This is a genomic window from Pseudomonas sp. 30_B (genome assembly GCF_017491605.1).
In the GTDB taxonomy this organism is placed as follows: domain Bacteria; phylum Pseudomonadota; class Gammaproteobacteria; order Pseudomonadales; family Pseudomonadaceae; genus Pseudomonas.
Genome location: NZ_JAFGYY010000018.1, coordinates 69,801 through 86,190 on the forward strand (window position 1 = coordinate 69,801; position 16,390 = coordinate 86,190).

The 16,390-nt window shown below is 62.1% G+C and carries 17 protein-coding genes, 1 tRNA gene and 1 pseudogene; 4 read left to right on the top strand and 15 right to left on the bottom strand.

From position 1 onward, the window contains the following. Nucleotides 1-2 precede the first annotated feature (2 nt). The 7 genes from pheT to J5M67_RS19490 all read right to left on the bottom strand — a co-directional run bounded on the left by pheT (nucleotide 3) and on the right by J5M67_RS19490 (nucleotide 7,715). On the bottom strand, nucleotides 3-2,381 hold the full coding sequence (gene pheT / locus J5M67_RS19460) for a phenylalanine--tRNA ligase subunit beta (RefSeq protein WP_207886967.1): 2,379 nt from the start codon (nucleotides 2,379-2,381) through the stop codon (nucleotides 3-5). Nucleotides 2,382-2,415: 34 nt separating this feature from the next. After that, nucleotides 2,416-3,432, bottom strand: a complete 1,017-nt coding sequence (gene pheS, locus J5M67_RS19465; RefSeq protein ID WP_017516492.1) for a phenylalanine--tRNA ligase subunit alpha — start codon at nucleotides 3,430-3,432, stop codon at nucleotides 2,416-2,418. Between the two features lie 97 nt (nucleotides 3,433-3,529). After that, nucleotides 3,530-3,886 (bottom strand): 50S ribosomal protein L20, encoded by a 357-nt coding sequence (gene rplT, locus J5M67_RS19470; protein ID WP_003099086.1) that lies wholly within the window; start codon nucleotides 3,884-3,886, stop codon nucleotides 3,530-3,532. A gap of 21 nt (nucleotides 3,887-3,907) precedes the next feature. Then, entirely contained in the window at nucleotides 3,908-4,102 is a 195-nt protein-coding gene (rpmI, locus tag J5M67_RS19475; RefSeq protein ID WP_205334978.1) for a 50S ribosomal protein L35, read from the bottom strand. A gap of 60 nt (nucleotides 4,103-4,162) precedes the next feature. Beyond that, entirely contained in the window at nucleotides 4,163-4,714 is a 552-nt protein-coding gene (gene infC, locus J5M67_RS19480; RefSeq protein WP_207887006.1) for a translation initiation factor IF-3, read from the bottom strand. Then, a complete protein-coding gene (gene thrS / locus J5M67_RS19485; protein WP_207886968.1) occupies nucleotides 4,714-6,636 on the bottom strand; it encodes a threonine--tRNA ligase in 1,923 nt (640 codons plus the stop codon). The genes infC and thrS overlap by 1 nt, the downstream gene beginning before the upstream one ends. Nucleotides 6,637-6,881: 245 nt before the next feature. Continuing rightward, the gene (locus J5M67_RS19490; protein WP_207886969.1) at nucleotides 6,882-7,715 is read right to left on the bottom strand and encodes an alpha/beta fold hydrolase; all 834 of its coding nucleotides are present in this window, start codon (nucleotides 7,713-7,715) and stop codon (nucleotides 6,882-6,884) included. 240 nt (nucleotides 7,716-7,955) lie between these two features. On the opposite strand from J5M67_RS19490, the gene J5M67_RS19495 reads away from it, so the two are divergent. Together J5M67_RS19495 and J5M67_RS19500 are read left to right on the top strand one after the other, a co-directional pair. Then, a complete protein-coding gene (locus tag J5M67_RS19495; protein ID WP_207886970.1) occupies nucleotides 7,956-8,309 on the top strand; it encodes a histone-like nucleoid-structuring protein, MvaT/MvaU family in 354 nt (117 codons plus the stop codon). Nucleotides 8,310-8,755: 446 nt separating this feature from the next. After that, entirely contained in the window at nucleotides 8,756-8,980 is a 225-nt protein-coding gene (locus J5M67_RS19500) for a hypothetical protein (protein WP_207886971.1), read from the top strand. Nucleotides 8,981-9,064: 84 nt separating this feature from the next. Here J5M67_RS19500 and J5M67_RS19505 read toward each other — a convergent pair whose 3' ends face one another. Both J5M67_RS19505 and J5M67_RS19510 read right to left on the bottom strand, forming a co-directional pair. Beyond that, entirely contained in the window at nucleotides 9,065-9,586 is a 522-nt protein-coding gene (locus J5M67_RS19505) for a DUF4946 domain-containing protein (RefSeq protein ID WP_207886972.1), read from the bottom strand. A 119-nt stretch (nucleotides 9,587-9,705) separates the two neighbouring features. Then, nucleotides 9,706-9,782, bottom strand: a tRNA-Val gene (locus J5M67_RS19510). Nucleotides 9,783-9,967: 185 nt separating this feature from the next. Here J5M67_RS19510 and J5M67_RS19515 point away from each other — a divergent pair. After that, on the top strand, nucleotides 9,968-11,251 hold the full coding sequence (locus J5M67_RS19515; protein WP_207886973.1) for an FAD-binding oxidoreductase: 1,284 nt from the start codon (nucleotides 9,968-9,970) through the stop codon (nucleotides 11,249-11,251). A gap of 59 nt (nucleotides 11,252-11,310) precedes the next feature. On the opposite strand, the gene J5M67_RS19520 is transcribed toward J5M67_RS19515, so the two are convergent. The 6 genes and pseudogenes from J5M67_RS19520 to moaA form a co-directional block, all read right to left on the bottom strand. Further along, nucleotides 11,311-12,255 carry a PA2778 family cysteine peptidase gene (locus J5M67_RS19520; protein ID WP_207887007.1) on the bottom strand — a complete coding sequence of 315 codons (945 nt, stop codon included), beginning with the start codon at nucleotides 12,253-12,255 and terminating at the stop codon, nucleotides 11,311-11,313. Between the two features lie 11 nt (nucleotides 12,256-12,266). Continuing rightward, complete coding sequence (locus tag J5M67_RS19525) at nucleotides 12,267-12,662, bottom strand: PA2779 family protein (RefSeq protein ID WP_207886974.1); 396 nt, start codon at nucleotides 12,660-12,662, stop codon at nucleotides 12,267-12,269. A 133-nt stretch (nucleotides 12,663-12,795) separates the two neighbouring features. Further along, the gene (locus tag J5M67_RS19530; protein WP_207886975.1) at nucleotides 12,796-13,278 is read right to left on the bottom strand and encodes a hypothetical protein; all 483 of its coding nucleotides are present in this window, start codon (nucleotides 13,276-13,278) and stop codon (nucleotides 12,796-12,798) included. 56 nt (nucleotides 13,279-13,334) lie between these two features. Continuing rightward, nucleotides 13,335-13,412 (bottom strand): annotated as a pseudogene (locus tag J5M67_RS29945) (phosphotyrosine protein phosphatase); the annotation flags it as partial. A 59-nt stretch (nucleotides 13,413-13,471) separates the two neighbouring features. After that, nucleotides 13,472-14,299 carry an ABC transporter substrate-binding protein gene (locus J5M67_RS19540; protein ID WP_243434754.1) on the bottom strand — a complete coding sequence of 276 codons (828 nt, stop codon included), beginning with the start codon at nucleotides 14,297-14,299 and terminating at the stop codon, nucleotides 13,472-13,474. Nucleotides 14,300-14,366: 67 nt separating this feature from the next. Further along, on the bottom strand, nucleotides 14,367-15,362 hold the full coding sequence (gene moaA, locus J5M67_RS19545) for a GTP 3',8-cyclase MoaA (protein ID WP_207886976.1): 996 nt from the start codon (nucleotides 15,360-15,362) through the stop codon (nucleotides 14,367-14,369). A gap of 199 nt (nucleotides 15,363-15,561) precedes the next feature. Between moaA and J5M67_RS19550 the strand changes: the two genes are divergently transcribed. After that, a complete protein-coding gene (locus J5M67_RS19550) occupies nucleotides 15,562-16,215 on the top strand; it encodes a TetR/AcrR family transcriptional regulator (protein ID WP_207887009.1) in 654 nt (217 codons plus the stop codon). Nucleotides 16,216-16,390 lie beyond the last annotated feature (175 nt).

Genomic DNA, 16,390 nt, shown 5'->3' on the forward strand with positions numbered 1-16,390 from the left:
CGCTACTTCCTTAACGTGGCGTTGAACCTTTGTTCCAGCGAGGCGACGATATTCTGCGTAGTCGCGTTCACCTCGTCATCATTAAGAGTGCGTGATGGATGCTGCCAGGTCAAGCCAACCGCCAAGCTTTTTCTAAGCGGATCAATGCCTTTACCGTGGTAGACGTCAAAAAGCCTGAGGTCCGTCAGCCATTCCCCCGCCGTTTCACGGATATTTGCCAGGACGAATTCTGCCGGGGTATCCAGATCGACGATCAGGGCCAGGTCACGGCGCACTTCGGGGAAGCGCGACAGTTCGCTGAATTTCGGCAGGCGACCCTTGGCCACTTCGGCCAGTACCAGCTCAAAGACATAGACCGGGCGATCCAGGTCCAGCGCCTTGGCCAGTTCCGGATGCAGGGCGCCCAGGTAGCCGACCAGCACGCCGTCGCGTTCGATCTTGGCGGTCTGGCCCGGGTGCAGCGCCGGGTGTTCCGCCGGGGAGAAGGTGAAAGCATCGATGGCGCCGGCGTTACCCAGCAGCGCTTCGACATCGGCTTTCACGTCGAAGAAGTCGACGTTCTCGCGGCCGTTGGCCCAGCCTTCCGGCTGACGGGCACCGCAGACGACGCCGGCGAGCATGTTTTCCTGTACCAGCCCTTCCAGTTGACCGACGAAGCGCAGGCCGCTTTCGAACAGGCGCACACGGGTCTGCTGGCGGTTGAGGTTGTGCTGCAGGGACTTCACCAGACCCGGCCAGAGCGAGGCACGCATGGCAGCCATGTCGGCGGAGATCGGGTTGGCCAGCATCAGCGGCTCGACGCCAGGATGGAACAGCTGGAACAGCTTGGGATCGATGAAGCTGTAGGTGATGGCTTCCTGGTAGTCGCGGGCGACCAGCAGGCGGCGCAGCGCCGGCAGTTCGGCCTGGGATTCGGACTTGGTGTTCGGCGCCAGGCGAGCCTGCGGGTAGCGGACCGGCAGACGGTTGTAGCCGTACAGGCGGCCCAGCTCTTCGATCAGGTCGACTTCGATGGAGACATCGAAGCGATGGCTCGGCACACCCACGGTCCAGGCATCGGCACCGGCTTTCTGGACGTCGAATTCCAGGGCGGTGAGCAGACGCTCGATCTCGGCGTTTTCCAGGGTCATGCCCAGCATCTGGGTGACGCGCTCGGCGCGCAGGGTGACCGGCGCGACCTTCGGCAGATCGGCTTCGCTGACGGCTTCCACGATCGGACCGGCTTCGCCGCCGACGATCTGCAGCAGCAGTTCGGTGGCGCGCTCCATGGCGCGACGGGCCAGTTGCGAATCCACGCCGCGCTCGAAGCGGTGCGACGCATCGGTGTGCAGGCCATAGGAACGAGCTTTGCCGGCAACGGCGATATTGTCGAAGAAAGCGCTTTCGAGGAACAGGTCGCGGGTCTTGGCAGCAACGCCGCTATGCTCGCCGCCCATCACGCCGGCAATGGCCAGGGCGCGTTCGTGGTCGGCGATCACCAGGGTGTCGGCGCGCAGGGTGACTTCCTGGCCGTCGAGCAGGACGAGCTTCTCGCCCTCCTCCGCCATGCGCACGCGTACGCCGCCCTTGATCTCGTCGAGATCGAAGGCGTGCATCGGCTGGCCCAGTTCGATCATCACGTAGTTGGTGATGTCGACGGCGGCGTCGATGCTGCGGATGTCGGAACGGCGCAGGCGCTCGACCATCCACAGGGGGGTCGGCTTGCTCAGGTCAACATTGCGGACGACGCGACCGAGGTAACGCGGGCAGGCCTTGGGCGCCAACAGCTCCACAGTGCGTACTTCGTCGATCTGCGGCGCAACGGCGTTGACCACCACCGGCTTGACCTCGGCGCTGTACAGCGCACCGACTTCGCGGGCGAGGCCAGTCAGGGACAGGCAGTCGCCACGGTTCGGGGTCAGGCCGATCTCGATGGAGGCGTCGTCCAGTTCGAGGTAGTCGCGGATGTTGGCGCCCACCGGCGCATCCGCGGCGAGCTCCATCAGGCCGGCGTTCTCTTCGCTGATTTCCAACTCTTTGGCCGAGCAGAGCATGCCGTTGGACTCAACGCCGCGCAGCTTGGCCTTCTTGATCTTGAAGTCGCCCGGCAGTTCGGCGCCGATCATGGCGAAGGGGATCTTCAGACCCGGGCGCACGTTGGGGGCGCCGCAGACGACCTGGAAGGTCTCCGAACCGTTGCTGACTTGGCAGACACGCAGCTTGTCGGCGTCCGGGTGCTGCTCGGTCGACAGCACTTCGCCCACAACCACGCCGCTGAACTGGCCGGCAACCGGGATCACGGCGTCGACCTCGAGGCCCGCCATGGACAGACGAGCCACCAGCTCGTCACGGGATACCTGCGGATTTACCCAGCTCCGCAGCCACTGTTCACTGAATTTCATCCTGCTCTCCTAAATGCGTTGACGGTCGTGCGGGCTAGCGGAACTGGCCGAGGAACCGCAGATCGTTGTCGAAGAACAGGCGCAAGTCGTTCACGCCATAGCGCAGCATGGCCAGGCGCTCGATACCCATGCCGAAGGCGAAGCCCTGGTATTTCTCGGGATCGATGCCGGACATGCGCAGCACGTCGGGGTGGACCATGCCGCAACCCATGACTTCCAGCCAGCCGGTCTGCTTGCAGACGCGGCAACCCTTGCCGCTGCAGAGCACGCACTGGATGTCGACTTCCGCCGAAGGCTCGGTGAAGGGGAAGAAGGACGGACGGAAGCGGACGGAGAATTCCTTCTCGAAGAAGGCGCGGAGGAATTCTTCGATGGTGCCCTTGAGGTCGGCGAAGCTGACGTCTTCATCGACCAGCAGACCTTCGACCTGGTGGAACATGGGCGAGTGGGTCAGGTCGGAGTCGCAGCGGTACACGCGGCCCGGGCAGACAATGCGAATCGGCGGCTTCTGGCTTTCCATGGTGCGGACCTGTACCGGCGAGGTATGGGTGCGCAGCAGCATGTTCGCATTGAAGTAGAAGGTGTCGTGCATGGCACGCGCAGGGTGGTGGCCCGGAATGTTGAGTGCTTCGAAGTTGTGGTAGTCGTCTTCGACTTCCGGACCCTCGGCCACTTCATAGCCGATGCGGGTGAAGCACTGCTCGATGCGTTCCTTGGTGCGGGTGACCGGATGCAGGCCGCCGGAGGACTGGCCACGGCCCGGCAGGGTCACGTCGATGCGCTCGGCAGCCAGCTTGGCGGCGAGGGCGGCGCCCTCCAGCTCGGCCTTGCGGGCGTTCAGCACATCCTGAACCTTTTCCTTGGCGACGTTGATCAGCGCGCCGACCTTGGGGCGCTCTTCGGCCGGCAGGTCGCCCAGGGTCTTCATGACCTGGGTCAGCTCGCCTTTCTTGCCGAGGTAGTGAACCCGGATCTGCTCCAGGGCGTTGACGTCTTCGGTGTTTCGCACGGCATCCAGGGCCTGCGAAACCAGCGCGTCCAGGTTTTCCATGTACCAACTCCAGATACAAAATAGGGGAAGAGCGGTAAGGCTCTTCCCCTATCGGTGACGTTACGTCCGGACCGAGATCCGGTAACTGTCGTGGGGCTTAAGCCAGGCTGGCTTTCGCTTTCTCGACAATCGCGGTAAACGCCGCTTTTTCGTTCACAGCCAGATCGGCCAGGACCTTACGGTCGATCTCGATGGCCGCCTTCTTCAGGCCAGCGATCAGACGGCTGTAGGACAGACCGTTCTGACGAGCACCAGCGTTGATACGGGCGATCCACAGGGCACGGAACTGACGCTTGCGCTGACGACGGTCACGGTAGGCGTATTGGCCAGCCTTGATTACCGCCTGCTTGGCAACGCGGAACACGCGCGAACGCGCGCCGTAGTAGCCTTTTGCGAGCTTCAGAATCTTCTTGTGACGACGACGGGCAATCACGCCACGCTTAACACGAGCCATTTATCTATCCTCTACCAGAAATCAACGCAGACGCAGGGAGCGTTCTACACGGCGAACGTCGGAAGCAGCGAGCAGCGAGGTGCCGCGCAGCTGACGCTTACGCTTGGTGGTCATTTTGGTCAGGATGTGGCTCTTGAAAGCGTGCTTGTGCTTGATGCCACCAGCAGTCACTTTGAAGCGCTTCTTGGCGCCACTCTTGGTTTTCATCTTTGGCATGTTTAGTACTCCGCATTCGTTAACAACTGATAACCATCAGGCCTGCCAGTGCCCGGGAGGTTATTTACGCTTCTTGGGAGCGATGACCATCATCAGCTGGCGTCCTTCCAGCTTGGGATGCTGTTCCACGGTGCCGAATTCGGCGAGGTCGGTTTCGACCCGCTTCAACAGCTCCATGCCCAGCTCCTGGTGGGCCATCTCACGACCACGGAATCGAAGCGATACCTTGGCCTTGTCCCCTTCATTAAGGAAACGTACCAGGTTGCGTAGTTTTACCTGGTAATCCCCTTCTTCCGTCCCTGGACGAAACTTGATTTCTTTGATCTGTTGCTGGTGCTGGTTCTTCTTCGCAGCAGCGGCCTGCTTCTTCTTCTCGAAGAGGTGCTTGCCGTAGTCCATGATGCGGCAGACAGGGGGCACCGCATCAGCAGAAATTTCTACCAGGTCCAGCTTGGCCTCGTCGGCTTGACGGAGGGCCTCGTCGAGGGAGACCACGCCAATCTGCTGACCGTCAGCACCAATCAGACGAACCTCACGGGCGGTGATGTTCTCGTTGATCGGCGGTTTCGGGAGAGCCCGCTTATCCTGTCTCATTTCACGCTTAATAATGATTACTCCGAGTCTTGGCGACCACGCCGGGAAACCGCCTGAGCCAGCAGCTCAGCGAACTGGGCGATCGGCATCGAGCCGAGGTCTGCCCCTTCGCGCGTACGTACGGCGACGGCCTGCGATTCAACTTCCCTATCACCGATAACCAACAGATAGGGAACCTTGAGCAAAGTATGCTCGCGGATTTTAAAGCCAATTTTCTCGTTTCTCAAGTCAGACTTGGCACGGAATCCGCTTTGCTCGAGCTGACGCACCACTTCTTCAGCCCATTCGGCCTGCTTGTCAGTGATATTCATCACCACGGCCTGGGTCGGCGCGAGCCAGGCCGGGAACAGGCCGGCGTAATGCTCGATCAGCATGCCGATGAAGCGCTCGAAGGAGCCGAGGATCGCGCGGTGCAGCATGACCGGACGGGTACGGCTGTTATCTTCGGCGATATAGCTGGCATCCAGACGCTCCGGGAGGTTCGGATCGTACTGCAGGGTGCCGCACTGCCAGTTACGGCCGAGGCAGTCCTTCAGGGTGAACTCGATCTTCGGACCGTAGAAAGCGCCCTCGCCCGGCTGGTATTCCCACTCCAGGCCGGATTCGTTCAGGGCGTCGGCCAGCGCACTTTCGGCGCGGTCCCACAACTCTTCGGAACCGACACGCTTGGCCGGACGAGTGGACAGCTTCATGGAAACGTCAGTGAAGCCGAAGTCCGAATAGACCTGCAGGGTCAGCTTGATGAAGTCTGCAGCTTCCTTCTTCACCTGTTCTTCGGTGCAGAAGATGTGGGCGTCGTCCTGGGTGAAGCCACGCACGCGCATGATGCCGTGCAGCGCGCCGGACGGCTCGTTGCGGTGGCAGGCGCCGAACTCGGCAAGGCGCAGCGGCAGATCGCGGTAGGATTTCAGGCCCTGATTGAAGATCTGCACGTGGCACGGGCAGTTCATCGGCTTGACCGCGAAGTCGCGGCTTTCCGACGCCGTGGTGAACATGTTCTCGGCGTAGTTGGTCCAGTGACCGGAACGCTCCCAGAGGATGCGGTCGACCACCTGCGGAGTACGGACTTCCACGTAGCCGTGGTCGCGCTGCACCTTGCGCATGTACTGCTCGAGCACCTGGTAAACGGTCCAGCCGTTGGGGTGCCAGAAAACCATGCCCGGCGCTTCTTCCTGGAGGTGGAAGAGATCGAGCTGCTTGCCGATGCGACGGTGATCGCGTTTCTCGGCTTCCTCGATGCGCTGGATGTAGGCCGCCAGTTGCTTCTTGTCCGCCCAGGCAGTGCCGTAGACGCGCTGCAGCTGCTCGTTCTTCGAGTCGCCACGCCAGTAGGCGCCGGAAATCTTGGTCAGCTTGAAGGCCTTCAGGAAGCGAGTGTTCGGCACATGCGGGCCACGGCACATGTCCACGTACTCCTCGTGGAAGTACAGGCCCATGGCCTTCTCGTCCGGCATGTCGTCGATGAGGCGCAGCTTGTACTCCTCACCACGAGCCTTGAAGGTCTCGATGACTTCGGCACGCGGGGTCATCTTCTTGATGACGTCGTAGTCCTTGTCGATCAGCTCGGCCATGCGCTTTTCGATGGCTGCCATGTCTTCCGGCGTGAAGGGGCGCTCGAAGGCGATGTCGTAATAGAAGCCTTCGTCGATCACCGGGCCGATGACCATCCTGGCGGTCGGGTACAGTTGCTTGACCGCATGGCCCACCAGGTGAGCGCAGGAGTGGCGGATGATTTCCAGCCCGTCCTCGTCCTTCGGGGTAATGATCTGCAGGGTCGCGTCACTGTCGATGATGTCGCAGGCATCGACCAGGCGGCCGTTGACCTTGCCGGCCAGGGTAGCTTTCGCCAGGCCCGCGCCAATGGATTGCGCCACCTCGGTCACGCTGACCGGATGATCGAAGGAACGCTGACTACCGTCGGGAAGAGTAATGATGGGCATGGCGCCTCCTCTCCTAGTGGTGACCCCTACGAAAGGCCACATGGGTTGGGATGTGCCAGTAAGCGTCGCCCGCCGGGCAGGCCTGCCTCACAGTGGCAGGCGCCTTGTCGGCACCCTGCGCATTCGCGCGCGGACGGAGATCACTGGAAGAAAATCGGATAAAACCCGCCCGCAAACGATAGCGGGCAGGGCGTGCGATGTTACTGCAACTTTCGATGACTGACGAGCGGCAGCCCTGACATCGCTCAATATTGGTCGACAAATTCCAGCACGGTGCGATTGAAGGACGCCGGACGAATCACGTTCATGCCATGGGAGGCACCGGGAATCATCGCAGTACGGACATCGATCAGCGCCGATTGCAGCGCCTGGATAATGCGCGGGAAAGGCTCCGGACTCTTCGCCCCGCCGATCAATAGAACCGGTAATTGCAACTGATCAAGTTGAGCATCGGAAATCGGCTGCGGATGATCCGCCACCTGCCCCACCAGAGTCATGGCATTGGCTGTGGCCATTTCACGGAATTGCTGTGAAGAACGCTCCCACACACCCACACCACTCACCGTATCGACGAAGAGCTGCAACCCTTCGCCAATTTGTCCCGCGCGAATCATGTCCAGCGCCTGCTGGCGAAACTGATTGCGCTCTACCGGAGATATTGGCGAGACCAGACCCGCCATACGAAATACGTCCTCGATAAAGTCTCCGCCCGGATCGGCCAGCGTCAGGGAACGCAACTTGTGCGGCGCCGCCAACGCCACGCGCAGACAGAGATTGCCACCGCGCGAATGCCCGAGCAGATGCGCAGGGCCGGGCAACTGGTCCAACAGCGCAAGCAGATCGCTCACATGCTGCTCGGTGGTGAAACCCGCGCCCTCGCCATTCCATTGCTCTGGGAAATAATGCCGCAGACTGGGCGCCACCACCCGATAGCGAGCCGATAACGCAGCAAATTGCCCCTGCCAATAGCGGTAATCGCAGAGCGATCCGTGAACCAGCACAAGCGGAGCCCCCTGCCCCACCACCTGGCACGCGAGCTCATAATCATTGACCCGATACCGCACAATCTCGTTATTCATCCAGCACTCGCACTCAACGCACCACAATAAAGCACACAGTATTCAGAGGGGCTTGGCCGGCGCCACCCCTTTAATCCAAGCATTATCCCTCAAGAAACAACTAATCTGCGCCCGGATAACAGCCCGAAGGATTTAAGACGTATTGCCCGAATCGCAACAATTCATATCCATAGTTGACGGCGATAACGACTAGAACAGAGAATCGCCCCCACAATTCACCCCTGCCGACGGGAGCATATGATGTCCAAACTTGCGGAATTCCGCGAAGCCGAACGCAAGCTTAAAGAACAACTCGCCCTGCTGGAAAAACTGAAGAATGACAGCAGCCTGAAAAAGGAGCTGGAGTTCAAGGACCAACTGCAAGCCCTGATGGACCAGTACGGCATGAATCTGCGGAATGTCATCAACATTCTCGACCCGCAGACCACCAGCGAACCGGCGCCGATCCAGCATCGCCGCAGCCGCCAGCTGAAAGTCTACAAAAACCCCAATTCCGGCGAAGTCATCGAGACCAAGGGCGGCAATCACAAGACCCTGAAAGCCTGGAAGCAACAGTTCGGCGCTGAAACCGTCGAATCCTGGCTGCAGAAGTAAGACGAAAAAAGCCGCAGTGCGCTCCCGCCCTGCGGCTTTTTCTTTACTCACTCGCAATAATTCTGACCAACGGCACAGCATCAGCTGGCCATTGCCAACAGAACTCCATATAATCCCAAACGCGAGTACCAAACCAAAGGTCGCCCCTCCCAGCACTCCCCTACCTTGATCCAGGGTTGAAGCTGGGCACTACAGGGCCACGGCCAGCGCCTCCTCCGCATCGATTCCAGAGCACGTCAGCCGCGCCAGGAAAGTTTGCCCGAGCGATTGCGCCTACGTCAGTTCAACTGCTTTCACCCAACACCGCAGACTGACGCGAACCGACCCTCAAGTTTCCATTCGCTGCCATATTCCGGTCATACGTTTTCTGCATTCTCAGATGGCACCCGGAGCTTTTTAAGAATTCAACGGTCATAGGACCGTTACCTATTTGGAAAGACAAGACAATGAAAACCTCCCCGCATATCCAGGAGGCGATTCACACCCTTTCGGTGGCCTTCGCCCCTCTGAACTGCGTTATCCAGGCCAAGCGCAAGCACGGCTTCAGCTTCACGCTGGTGAACGAGCACGGCATCGCCAAGCACACCGAGCGCCTCTATCCGCAGCAGTACCAGGCCGAAGCGCCACTGCAAGCGGTGATCGAGCGCGTGCAGGCCACCCTCGCCGCCTGAGCTTGAGCCTGAAAATAAAAAGCCCCGCCAAAGCGGGGCTTTTTGCTTTCTGCCTTCTATATAAGACAAGCACCCGCACAATCCTCAGCGCAGGCTGATCCCGGCCTTCACCGACTCGATCTCTCCTGCAAGCGCCGCATAGCGCTCCGCCGGGGCCGCATAGGTCAGCGAGTAGGCTGCACCGTCACCCAAAGCCACCTGCAAGGTCTGCTTCAGTACTTCGGTACCGTTCCGACTGATGCCACAACGCACCTCCAGCCCCTCCAGACCGCCCAGCTTCACCGCCTGCGGCTTGCTGCACGCAGCCTGGAAGCCCTGGCGGAGGAAGTCCTTCTGCAGCGTCTTGCGCATCTCGCCGATGACGTTCTCCACATTAATAGAGGTATCGGCACCCAAACGGCTGCGCGTAACCTCCATGACCAACTCCTGGGAGCCATCCTCCGCCAGACGCACGCCGCGCTGGCGAATCAGCGGAGCATCCGCCACCGCCTCCTTCGGCGAGCGCGAGACACTCCAGCCCTCCGGCCAGACCACTTGCATATCCGCCAGCGCCGGCGCGGACGCCAGCAGCGCACCGAACAACAACCAGGATCGTAGACCGCTCATCCTCACCTCCTACCGCACCCCAAAGGACACCATAACAGGCACGCCGACTTTTCTGCGGGCAAACAAAAAGGGCGACCCTTTCGGATCGCCCTTTTCGCAACCGCCGAAGCGGCTATGTTTGGTAGGCACAATTGGACTCGAACCAACGACCCCCACCATGTCAAGGTGGTGCTCTAACCAACTGAGCTATGTGCCTGTCGTGTGGGGCGCATTCTACGCGATCGTTTTGGAGCGTCAAGCACTTTTTTCGCTAACTTACTGAAAAAGTGAATTTTTTTATGTTCGACCGTCCGTAAATTATTTTGCACGGGCACTAGCCGGCCAGATTCGACTCAGGTAGCATCCGCACATCTCGTAAAAAATAACAAACACAGGTGCATTATGCCGCACACTCCCTACCCCACTTCCTATTACGCAGCTTCGGCCAACCCGGTCCCGGCCCGTCCTGAACTGCAGGGCGAGGTGGAAACCGATGTCTGCGTAATCGGTGCAGGCTACACCGGCCTGTCCACCGCGCTGTTCCTGCTGGAAAATGGCTTCAAGGTCACCGTACTGGAGGCCGCCAAGGTCGGCTTCGGCGCGTCGGGCCGTAACGGCGGCCAGATCGTCAACAGCTACAGCCGCGACATCGACGTCATCGAACGCAGCGTCGGCGCCAAGCAGGCTCAACTGCTGGGCCAGATGGCCTTCGAAGGCGGCCGCATCATTCGCGAACGCATCGCCAAGTACAACATCCAGTGCGACCTGAAGGACGGCGGCGTGTTCGCAGCCCTCAGCGCCAAGCAGATGGGCCACCTGGAATCCCAGAAAAAGCTGTGGGAGCGCTTCGGCCATACCCAGCTGGAACTGATGGACGCCAAGCGCATCCGTGAAGTCGTCGCCACCGACGGCTACGTCGGCGGCATGCTCGACATGAGCGGCGGCCACATCCACCCGCTGAACCTCGCTCTGGGCGAAGCCGCGGCCGTGGAATCCCTGGGCGGCGTGATCCACGAGCAGTCGCCTGCCGTGAAGATCGACCGTGGCGCCAACCCGGTCGTGCACACCCCCAAAGGCCGCGTGAAGGCCAAGTTCGTGGTGGTTGCCGGTAACGCCTACCTCGGCGGCCTGGTGCCGGAGCTGGCTTCCAAGTCCATGCCGTGCGGCACCCAGGTGATCACCACCGAGCCGCTGAGCGCCGACCTGGCCAAGTCCCTGCTGCCGCAGGACTACTGCGTCGAGGACTGCAACTACCTGCTCGACTACTACCGCCTCACCAGCGACAACCGCCTGATCTTTGGCGGCGGCGTGGTCTACGGTGCGCGCGATCCGTCGAACATCGAGGCGATCATCCGTCCGAAGATGCTCAAGGTCTTCCCGCAGTTGAAGAACGTGAAGATCGACTTCGCCTGGACCGGTAACTTCCTGCTGACCCTGTCGCGTCTGCCGCAGGTTGGCCGTATCGGCGATAACATCTACTACTCCCAGGGCTGCTCCGGCCACGGCGTCACCTACACCCACCTGGCGGGCAAGGTGCTGGCCGAGGTCCTGCGTGGCCAGGCCGAGCGTTTCGACGCCTTCGCCACCCTGCCGCACTATCCCTTCCCGGGCGGCCGCATGTTCCAGGTGCCGTTCTCCGCGATCGGTGCCTGGTACTACACCATGCGCGACAAGCTGGGCGTCTGACGCTCCGCTTAAAGAAAAACGGCGCCTTACGGCGCCGTTTTCTTTTTCGGGAGAACGAATCAGCTCCCCGGACACGCCGGAAGCGACTCGCAGCGCGCCGAGGGATTTGCCGTCCCAGCAGGCGCCACCGAAAAGCGCGAATCCGCCGGCGCCAGGCGGGCCGCACAGCTACCCGCCTCACGCGCCTGCTGCGGACAGCCGCGCTCGCCCATCACGTTGCCCAGGTTGTACCAGCCCGCGGCGAAATCGGGGCGTGCGCCCACGCTCTGCCGCAAGGCCGACTCCGCCTCGGCCAGGTGACCACCCGCGTACTGCGCATTGGCCAGGGCGAACCAGCCCAGCGCATCCTGCGGCCAGGCTTGCGTGGCCTTGTGATACGCCTGCTCCGCCAGGGCCGGCTGGCCGGTCTCCTCCAGATCATGCGCAGCGCGCAGCCAGGCAGTGGGCTGCGCCGTGGCCGGCAGGCGATCCGCCGGCAAGGTCAGCACCGCCCAACGCTTGCTGCGAGCCCAGGTGACATCGAAGGCGGTGAAGTCGATCACCATCCGTTCGGTGATCCCCGAACGCAGAATCAGTTCGTGGCGCTGCCGGTCGAAACCGACCACCACTGCGAAATGCCACACCGGCAACCAGTCCAGGCCCTGGTTCTGCAGGATCAGCACCGGATTGCCCGCCGCCACTTCGCTCAGCACATCTTCAAGACGCGGCCGCAGCGGATACACCAGCATGCCCTTCTCCCGCGCCGCCGCGACCAGCTCCACCTGCAAGCTGCCCTGGCGCTCCGGGAGGAACACACGATCCTTCAGCTGCCGCGGCGTAACCCGCACACCGCGCTCGTTGAGCATGGTCGCCAGTGCGGCGGGGCCGCACTGGAACTCCTGCTGCGGGAAGAACTGCACGTCGCGCAATTCCACCCGCTCGGGGAGCGTCTCGACGGAGGACGGCAATTTCGGTGCCTGCGCGCAGCCACCCAGCGCCACGGCTACCGCCAACGCGGCAGCCATGGCCCAGCGACTCAACGCTGGCACCTGACGAAGGTGAAGATGTGGGTAATGCAGAGCATGTCAGTGATAACGAAGATCAGCAGGAACAGCAGGATGATGCCGATGATGCCGCCGGCGGGGGCCTGGTCCAGCTGCTGGTTGAATTGCGCCAGCTCCTCATTGGAGAGGCTCTTGATGCGTTGCTCGACCTTGCTGCGCTCAACGCCCATGGACTGCAGTTTTTTCTGCACGCCCTGGTCATCGAGCATCTTCAGCAATTGTTCACGGTCGACCTGTTGTTGCTGAGCCTGCAGCACCTCACCGGTGGCGACCATGCTCGCCTGCGCCAGTGGCACCTCCGCCACCACGCCCAACTGCGCCAGCACCAGCATGGCTGCCAGGCTCTTCACCCGCTTTGTTATGGTCATTCTGGGTTTCCTCATCTCTGACTACTTGCACGTAAGGCACGAGGTGCTGCTGCCCGGCGCAAAAGCCGGCAAGCCGCAACGCTCTCGCCATGTCGGCGCCAACCGCTGGGCCGCTAACTATTAAGATGCTAGGTCAGGAAAAGAGTTCGAAGCGTAATGTGCGCCAGTCGGCGTTTAGATGCCCCAGGTAGACGCAAGCGTGATCGCGGGGGAAGAGAATGTGCTCCGGCCCGAAGCCTCCGCCTTCCACACGCAGCAGCCGCCCCCAGGGATAATGACTGATGCGCCCGCGCACATCGGCAACGCCGCCGCGCCACCAGTGGATCGCGCCCTCGGCATCCTCGACGCCTTCGGGTTGCTCGACGCGCACCGACTCGTCGCGCCAGCCGATCACGCGCTGCGGATCGAAGCCGGCCTGCTGCTCCGGCGGCAGCGGTGTGACCCACCAGGCGCCGTCGCGCTCCTCAAGCTCCACAGCCAGGTCGCACCACAGCGGCTGCTCCAGCGCCCAGAGCAGGTCGCCGTCGATTGCCAGGGAAGGTTCGGGCTGCGCCTGGATACGGAAACCGGGACAGATCAGCATGCCATCGCGCAGCGGAATGCGGATCTCGCTCATGCCTCCTCCCGCTGCAGGAAGGGACCGATCCTGTGTTGAGGCAGGCGCACCCCCTCCGGTCCGTCGGCAAAGACGGTTTCAGCGGCGGGGCTGCGCAGGCGATTGCGGCTGCAGATGAACAAAGCGCGGCGCACTTCATCCTCCCTACGGCTGGCGCGCGAACGGCAGCGGCGATTCTAGGGAAGATGACGGCTCAGGGCGAGGCCGGCGCCTTCTGTTTTGCTTTCTGCCGTTCGAGGAAGTCCACCTTCCACTGCTCGACACCCAGATGCTCGGAGTCCAGATTCGCCTCGACGCCATATTTGGCCTTGAGTGCGGCGACTTCCTTGGCGTGATCGACGAGGAAGCGATCGAAGTGATCGATCAGCTCGCCGTGCTTCACCGTGGAGAGCTGGAAGGTGCTGCGCGTGTGCGGCAGCGACGGATCGAAGACCAACGCACCGGGGCGCGCACGGATGTTGTCCAGGTAGTAGGTGGCGACCACCACGTTGAAGTAGGCGCCGTCGGCCTGCTTCTTCAGCGCGGTGTGGATCATCTGGCGCAGGTCGGCGCTGGGCGCGATGCTGACCTGCCCGGACTGCACCTGCTGCTCGTAACCACGCGGAGTCCAGCCCTCCACCAGCGCGAGACGCTTCAGCGCACCAACCCCCTGCCCGACACGATCCGGCGCCACCAGCACACCGTCGACGTACTGGGTTACCGGCTGGCTGTAGCGCAGCGATTTGCCGGCCTTCTGCTCCGGAGCCCAATTGGGATTGTCCGGGTACTTGAGATCGACCTCGCCCTTGAGCAGCGCCGGTAGCAGCGTATCCACGGGCATCGGACGGTATTCCAGGGTGATGCCACTGGTGGTGGCGAAGAGGTCGAGCAGGTCGCGGGAAAATCCCTGGTAGCGCCCCTGCTCATCGGTCACATAGTGCGGTGCGAACAGCAGGTTCTCGACGCCGACCACATAGGTCTGCGCCATGGCCCCGGTGGAAAAGATGCTGGCGAGCGCCCAGCAGAAAGCCTTGAGCTTCAAAGTACCCTCCTGGTGACATCATTGTTGTTGTTCTGTCGGGCGGGCCGGGCAGCCCGCCGTGGCGGACTCAGCCGCCGGTCATGCTCATGAACCGCAGCACCTGCACCTGCTGGTCGGCTTCGAAGTGATGGCGCTCGGGCTTCAGGCGCAGCGCCTCCATCAGCGCGGCGCGCAGGCGCGCCACGTCGCCGGGGTGCTCGCGCAACAGGCGGCGCAGGTCCAGCGCGCCTTCATGGCCCAGGCACAGCACCAGCTTGCCTTCGGCAGTCACCCGCACACGGTTGCAGTCGCCACAGAAGTTGTTGCTGTGAGGGGAAATGAAACCGATGCGGCTGTCGTAGCCATCGATGCGGTAATAGCGCGAAGGCCCGCCACTGCGCTCGGGCGTCGGCAGCAGCTGCCAGCGCTCGGCCAGGTGCGCGCGCACCTCGTCGCTGCTGCACAGGGTGAGCTTGCGTTCGTGGCTGCTGACGCTGCCCAGGGGCATCTCTTCGATGAAACTGATATCGATGCCCTTGCTCAGGGCGAACTCGACCAGGTCGCAGACTTCATCGTCATTGCGCCCTTTCTGTACCACGGTGTTCAGCTTGATCCGCTCGAAACCCGCCTCGCGTGCGGCGTCGATGCCGTCGAGCACCTGCTCCAGCTTGTCCGCGCGGGTGAACGCGGCGAAGCGTTCGCGGCGCAGGGAATCGAGACTGATGTTCAGGCGACGCACGCCCGCGGCACGCAACTCGACGGCACGCTCGCGCAATTGCGAGCCATTGGTGGTGATGGCCAGGTCGTCCAGTTCCGGACGCGCGCCCAGCTTCGCCAGCAGGCCGGTCAGCCCCTTGCGCACCAGCGGTTCGCCGCCGGTGATGCGGATACGGCGCACGCCCAGGCCGATGAAGGCGTCCGCCACTGCCTCCAGCTCTTCCAGACTCAGGACCTGGTCGCGCGGCAGGAACTGCATGTCTTCACTCATGCAATAGGTGCAACGGAAGTCGCAACGGTCGGTGACCGACAGGCGCAGGTAGGTGATGCGTCGACCGAAGGGGTCGACCAGTTGGGAGTCAGGCATGGGCAGTCAGGGTTCCGGTTGGCAGGCTGGCCAGACGAAAGTCCGCTAGGAATACATGAGTTGCTGGCCGATGTATACACGAATTCGACCCACAAGTCAGGAAATCGCCTGCAAGCCGTTGCCTTGAGGGGGCTGTGAGGCGAGTGCTACCATGCCCGGCTACGTTGGGCAACAACAGCAGCACAAGAAGACCAGCATCATGACCAGCATTCGCGAGCGTAACCGGCGCCTCATCCTGCGCGCAGCCAGTGAGGAATTTGCCGAAAAGGGATTCGCGGCGACCAAGACCAGCGACATCGCCGCTCGCGCCGGCCTGCCCAAGCCCAACGTCTACTACTACTTCCAGACCAAGGAAAATCTCTACCGCTGCGTTCTGGAAAGTGTCGTCGAGCCCCTGCTGCAAGCCTCCGCGCCGTTCCGCGAGGACGACGAGCCCGGCGAGGCGCTCAAGGCCTATATCCGCTCCAAGGTGCGAATTTCCCAGGAACTGCCGCACGCCTCCAAGGTGTTCGCCAGCGAACTGATGCACGGCGCACCGCACCTGCCCAAGGAGTACCTGGACGAACTGAACGCCCAGGCCCAGCGCAACATCGCCTGCCTGCAGAGCTGGATCGACCGTGGCCTGCTGGCCCCGGTGGACCCGCATCACCTGCTGTTCACCATCTGGGCGGCAACCCAGACCTACGCCGATTTCGACTGGCAGATCTCCATGGTCACCGGCAAGACCAGCCTCAGCGAGGCCGACTTCGAGGCCGCCACCGACACCATCACCCGCCTGGTGCTGCGCGGCACCGCGCCGGACAATGGCGCCGAGCCCAAGCCCCAGGGGCGTTTGCGGCCGTTGTCGATCTGAGCCTTCGTCTCATACGAATGCCATAACGACGTAGGACCGAGGGGGACGCCCAGTCCTTGCTCGCGAACCCGTTTTACACCTGATACATCCGGTGCAATCGGTGGTTCGCGAGCAAGCTCGCTCCTACAAAAAAGCATTCGGCGCGCAGCGAACTGCGCGCCCTTCCCTCTTTTCG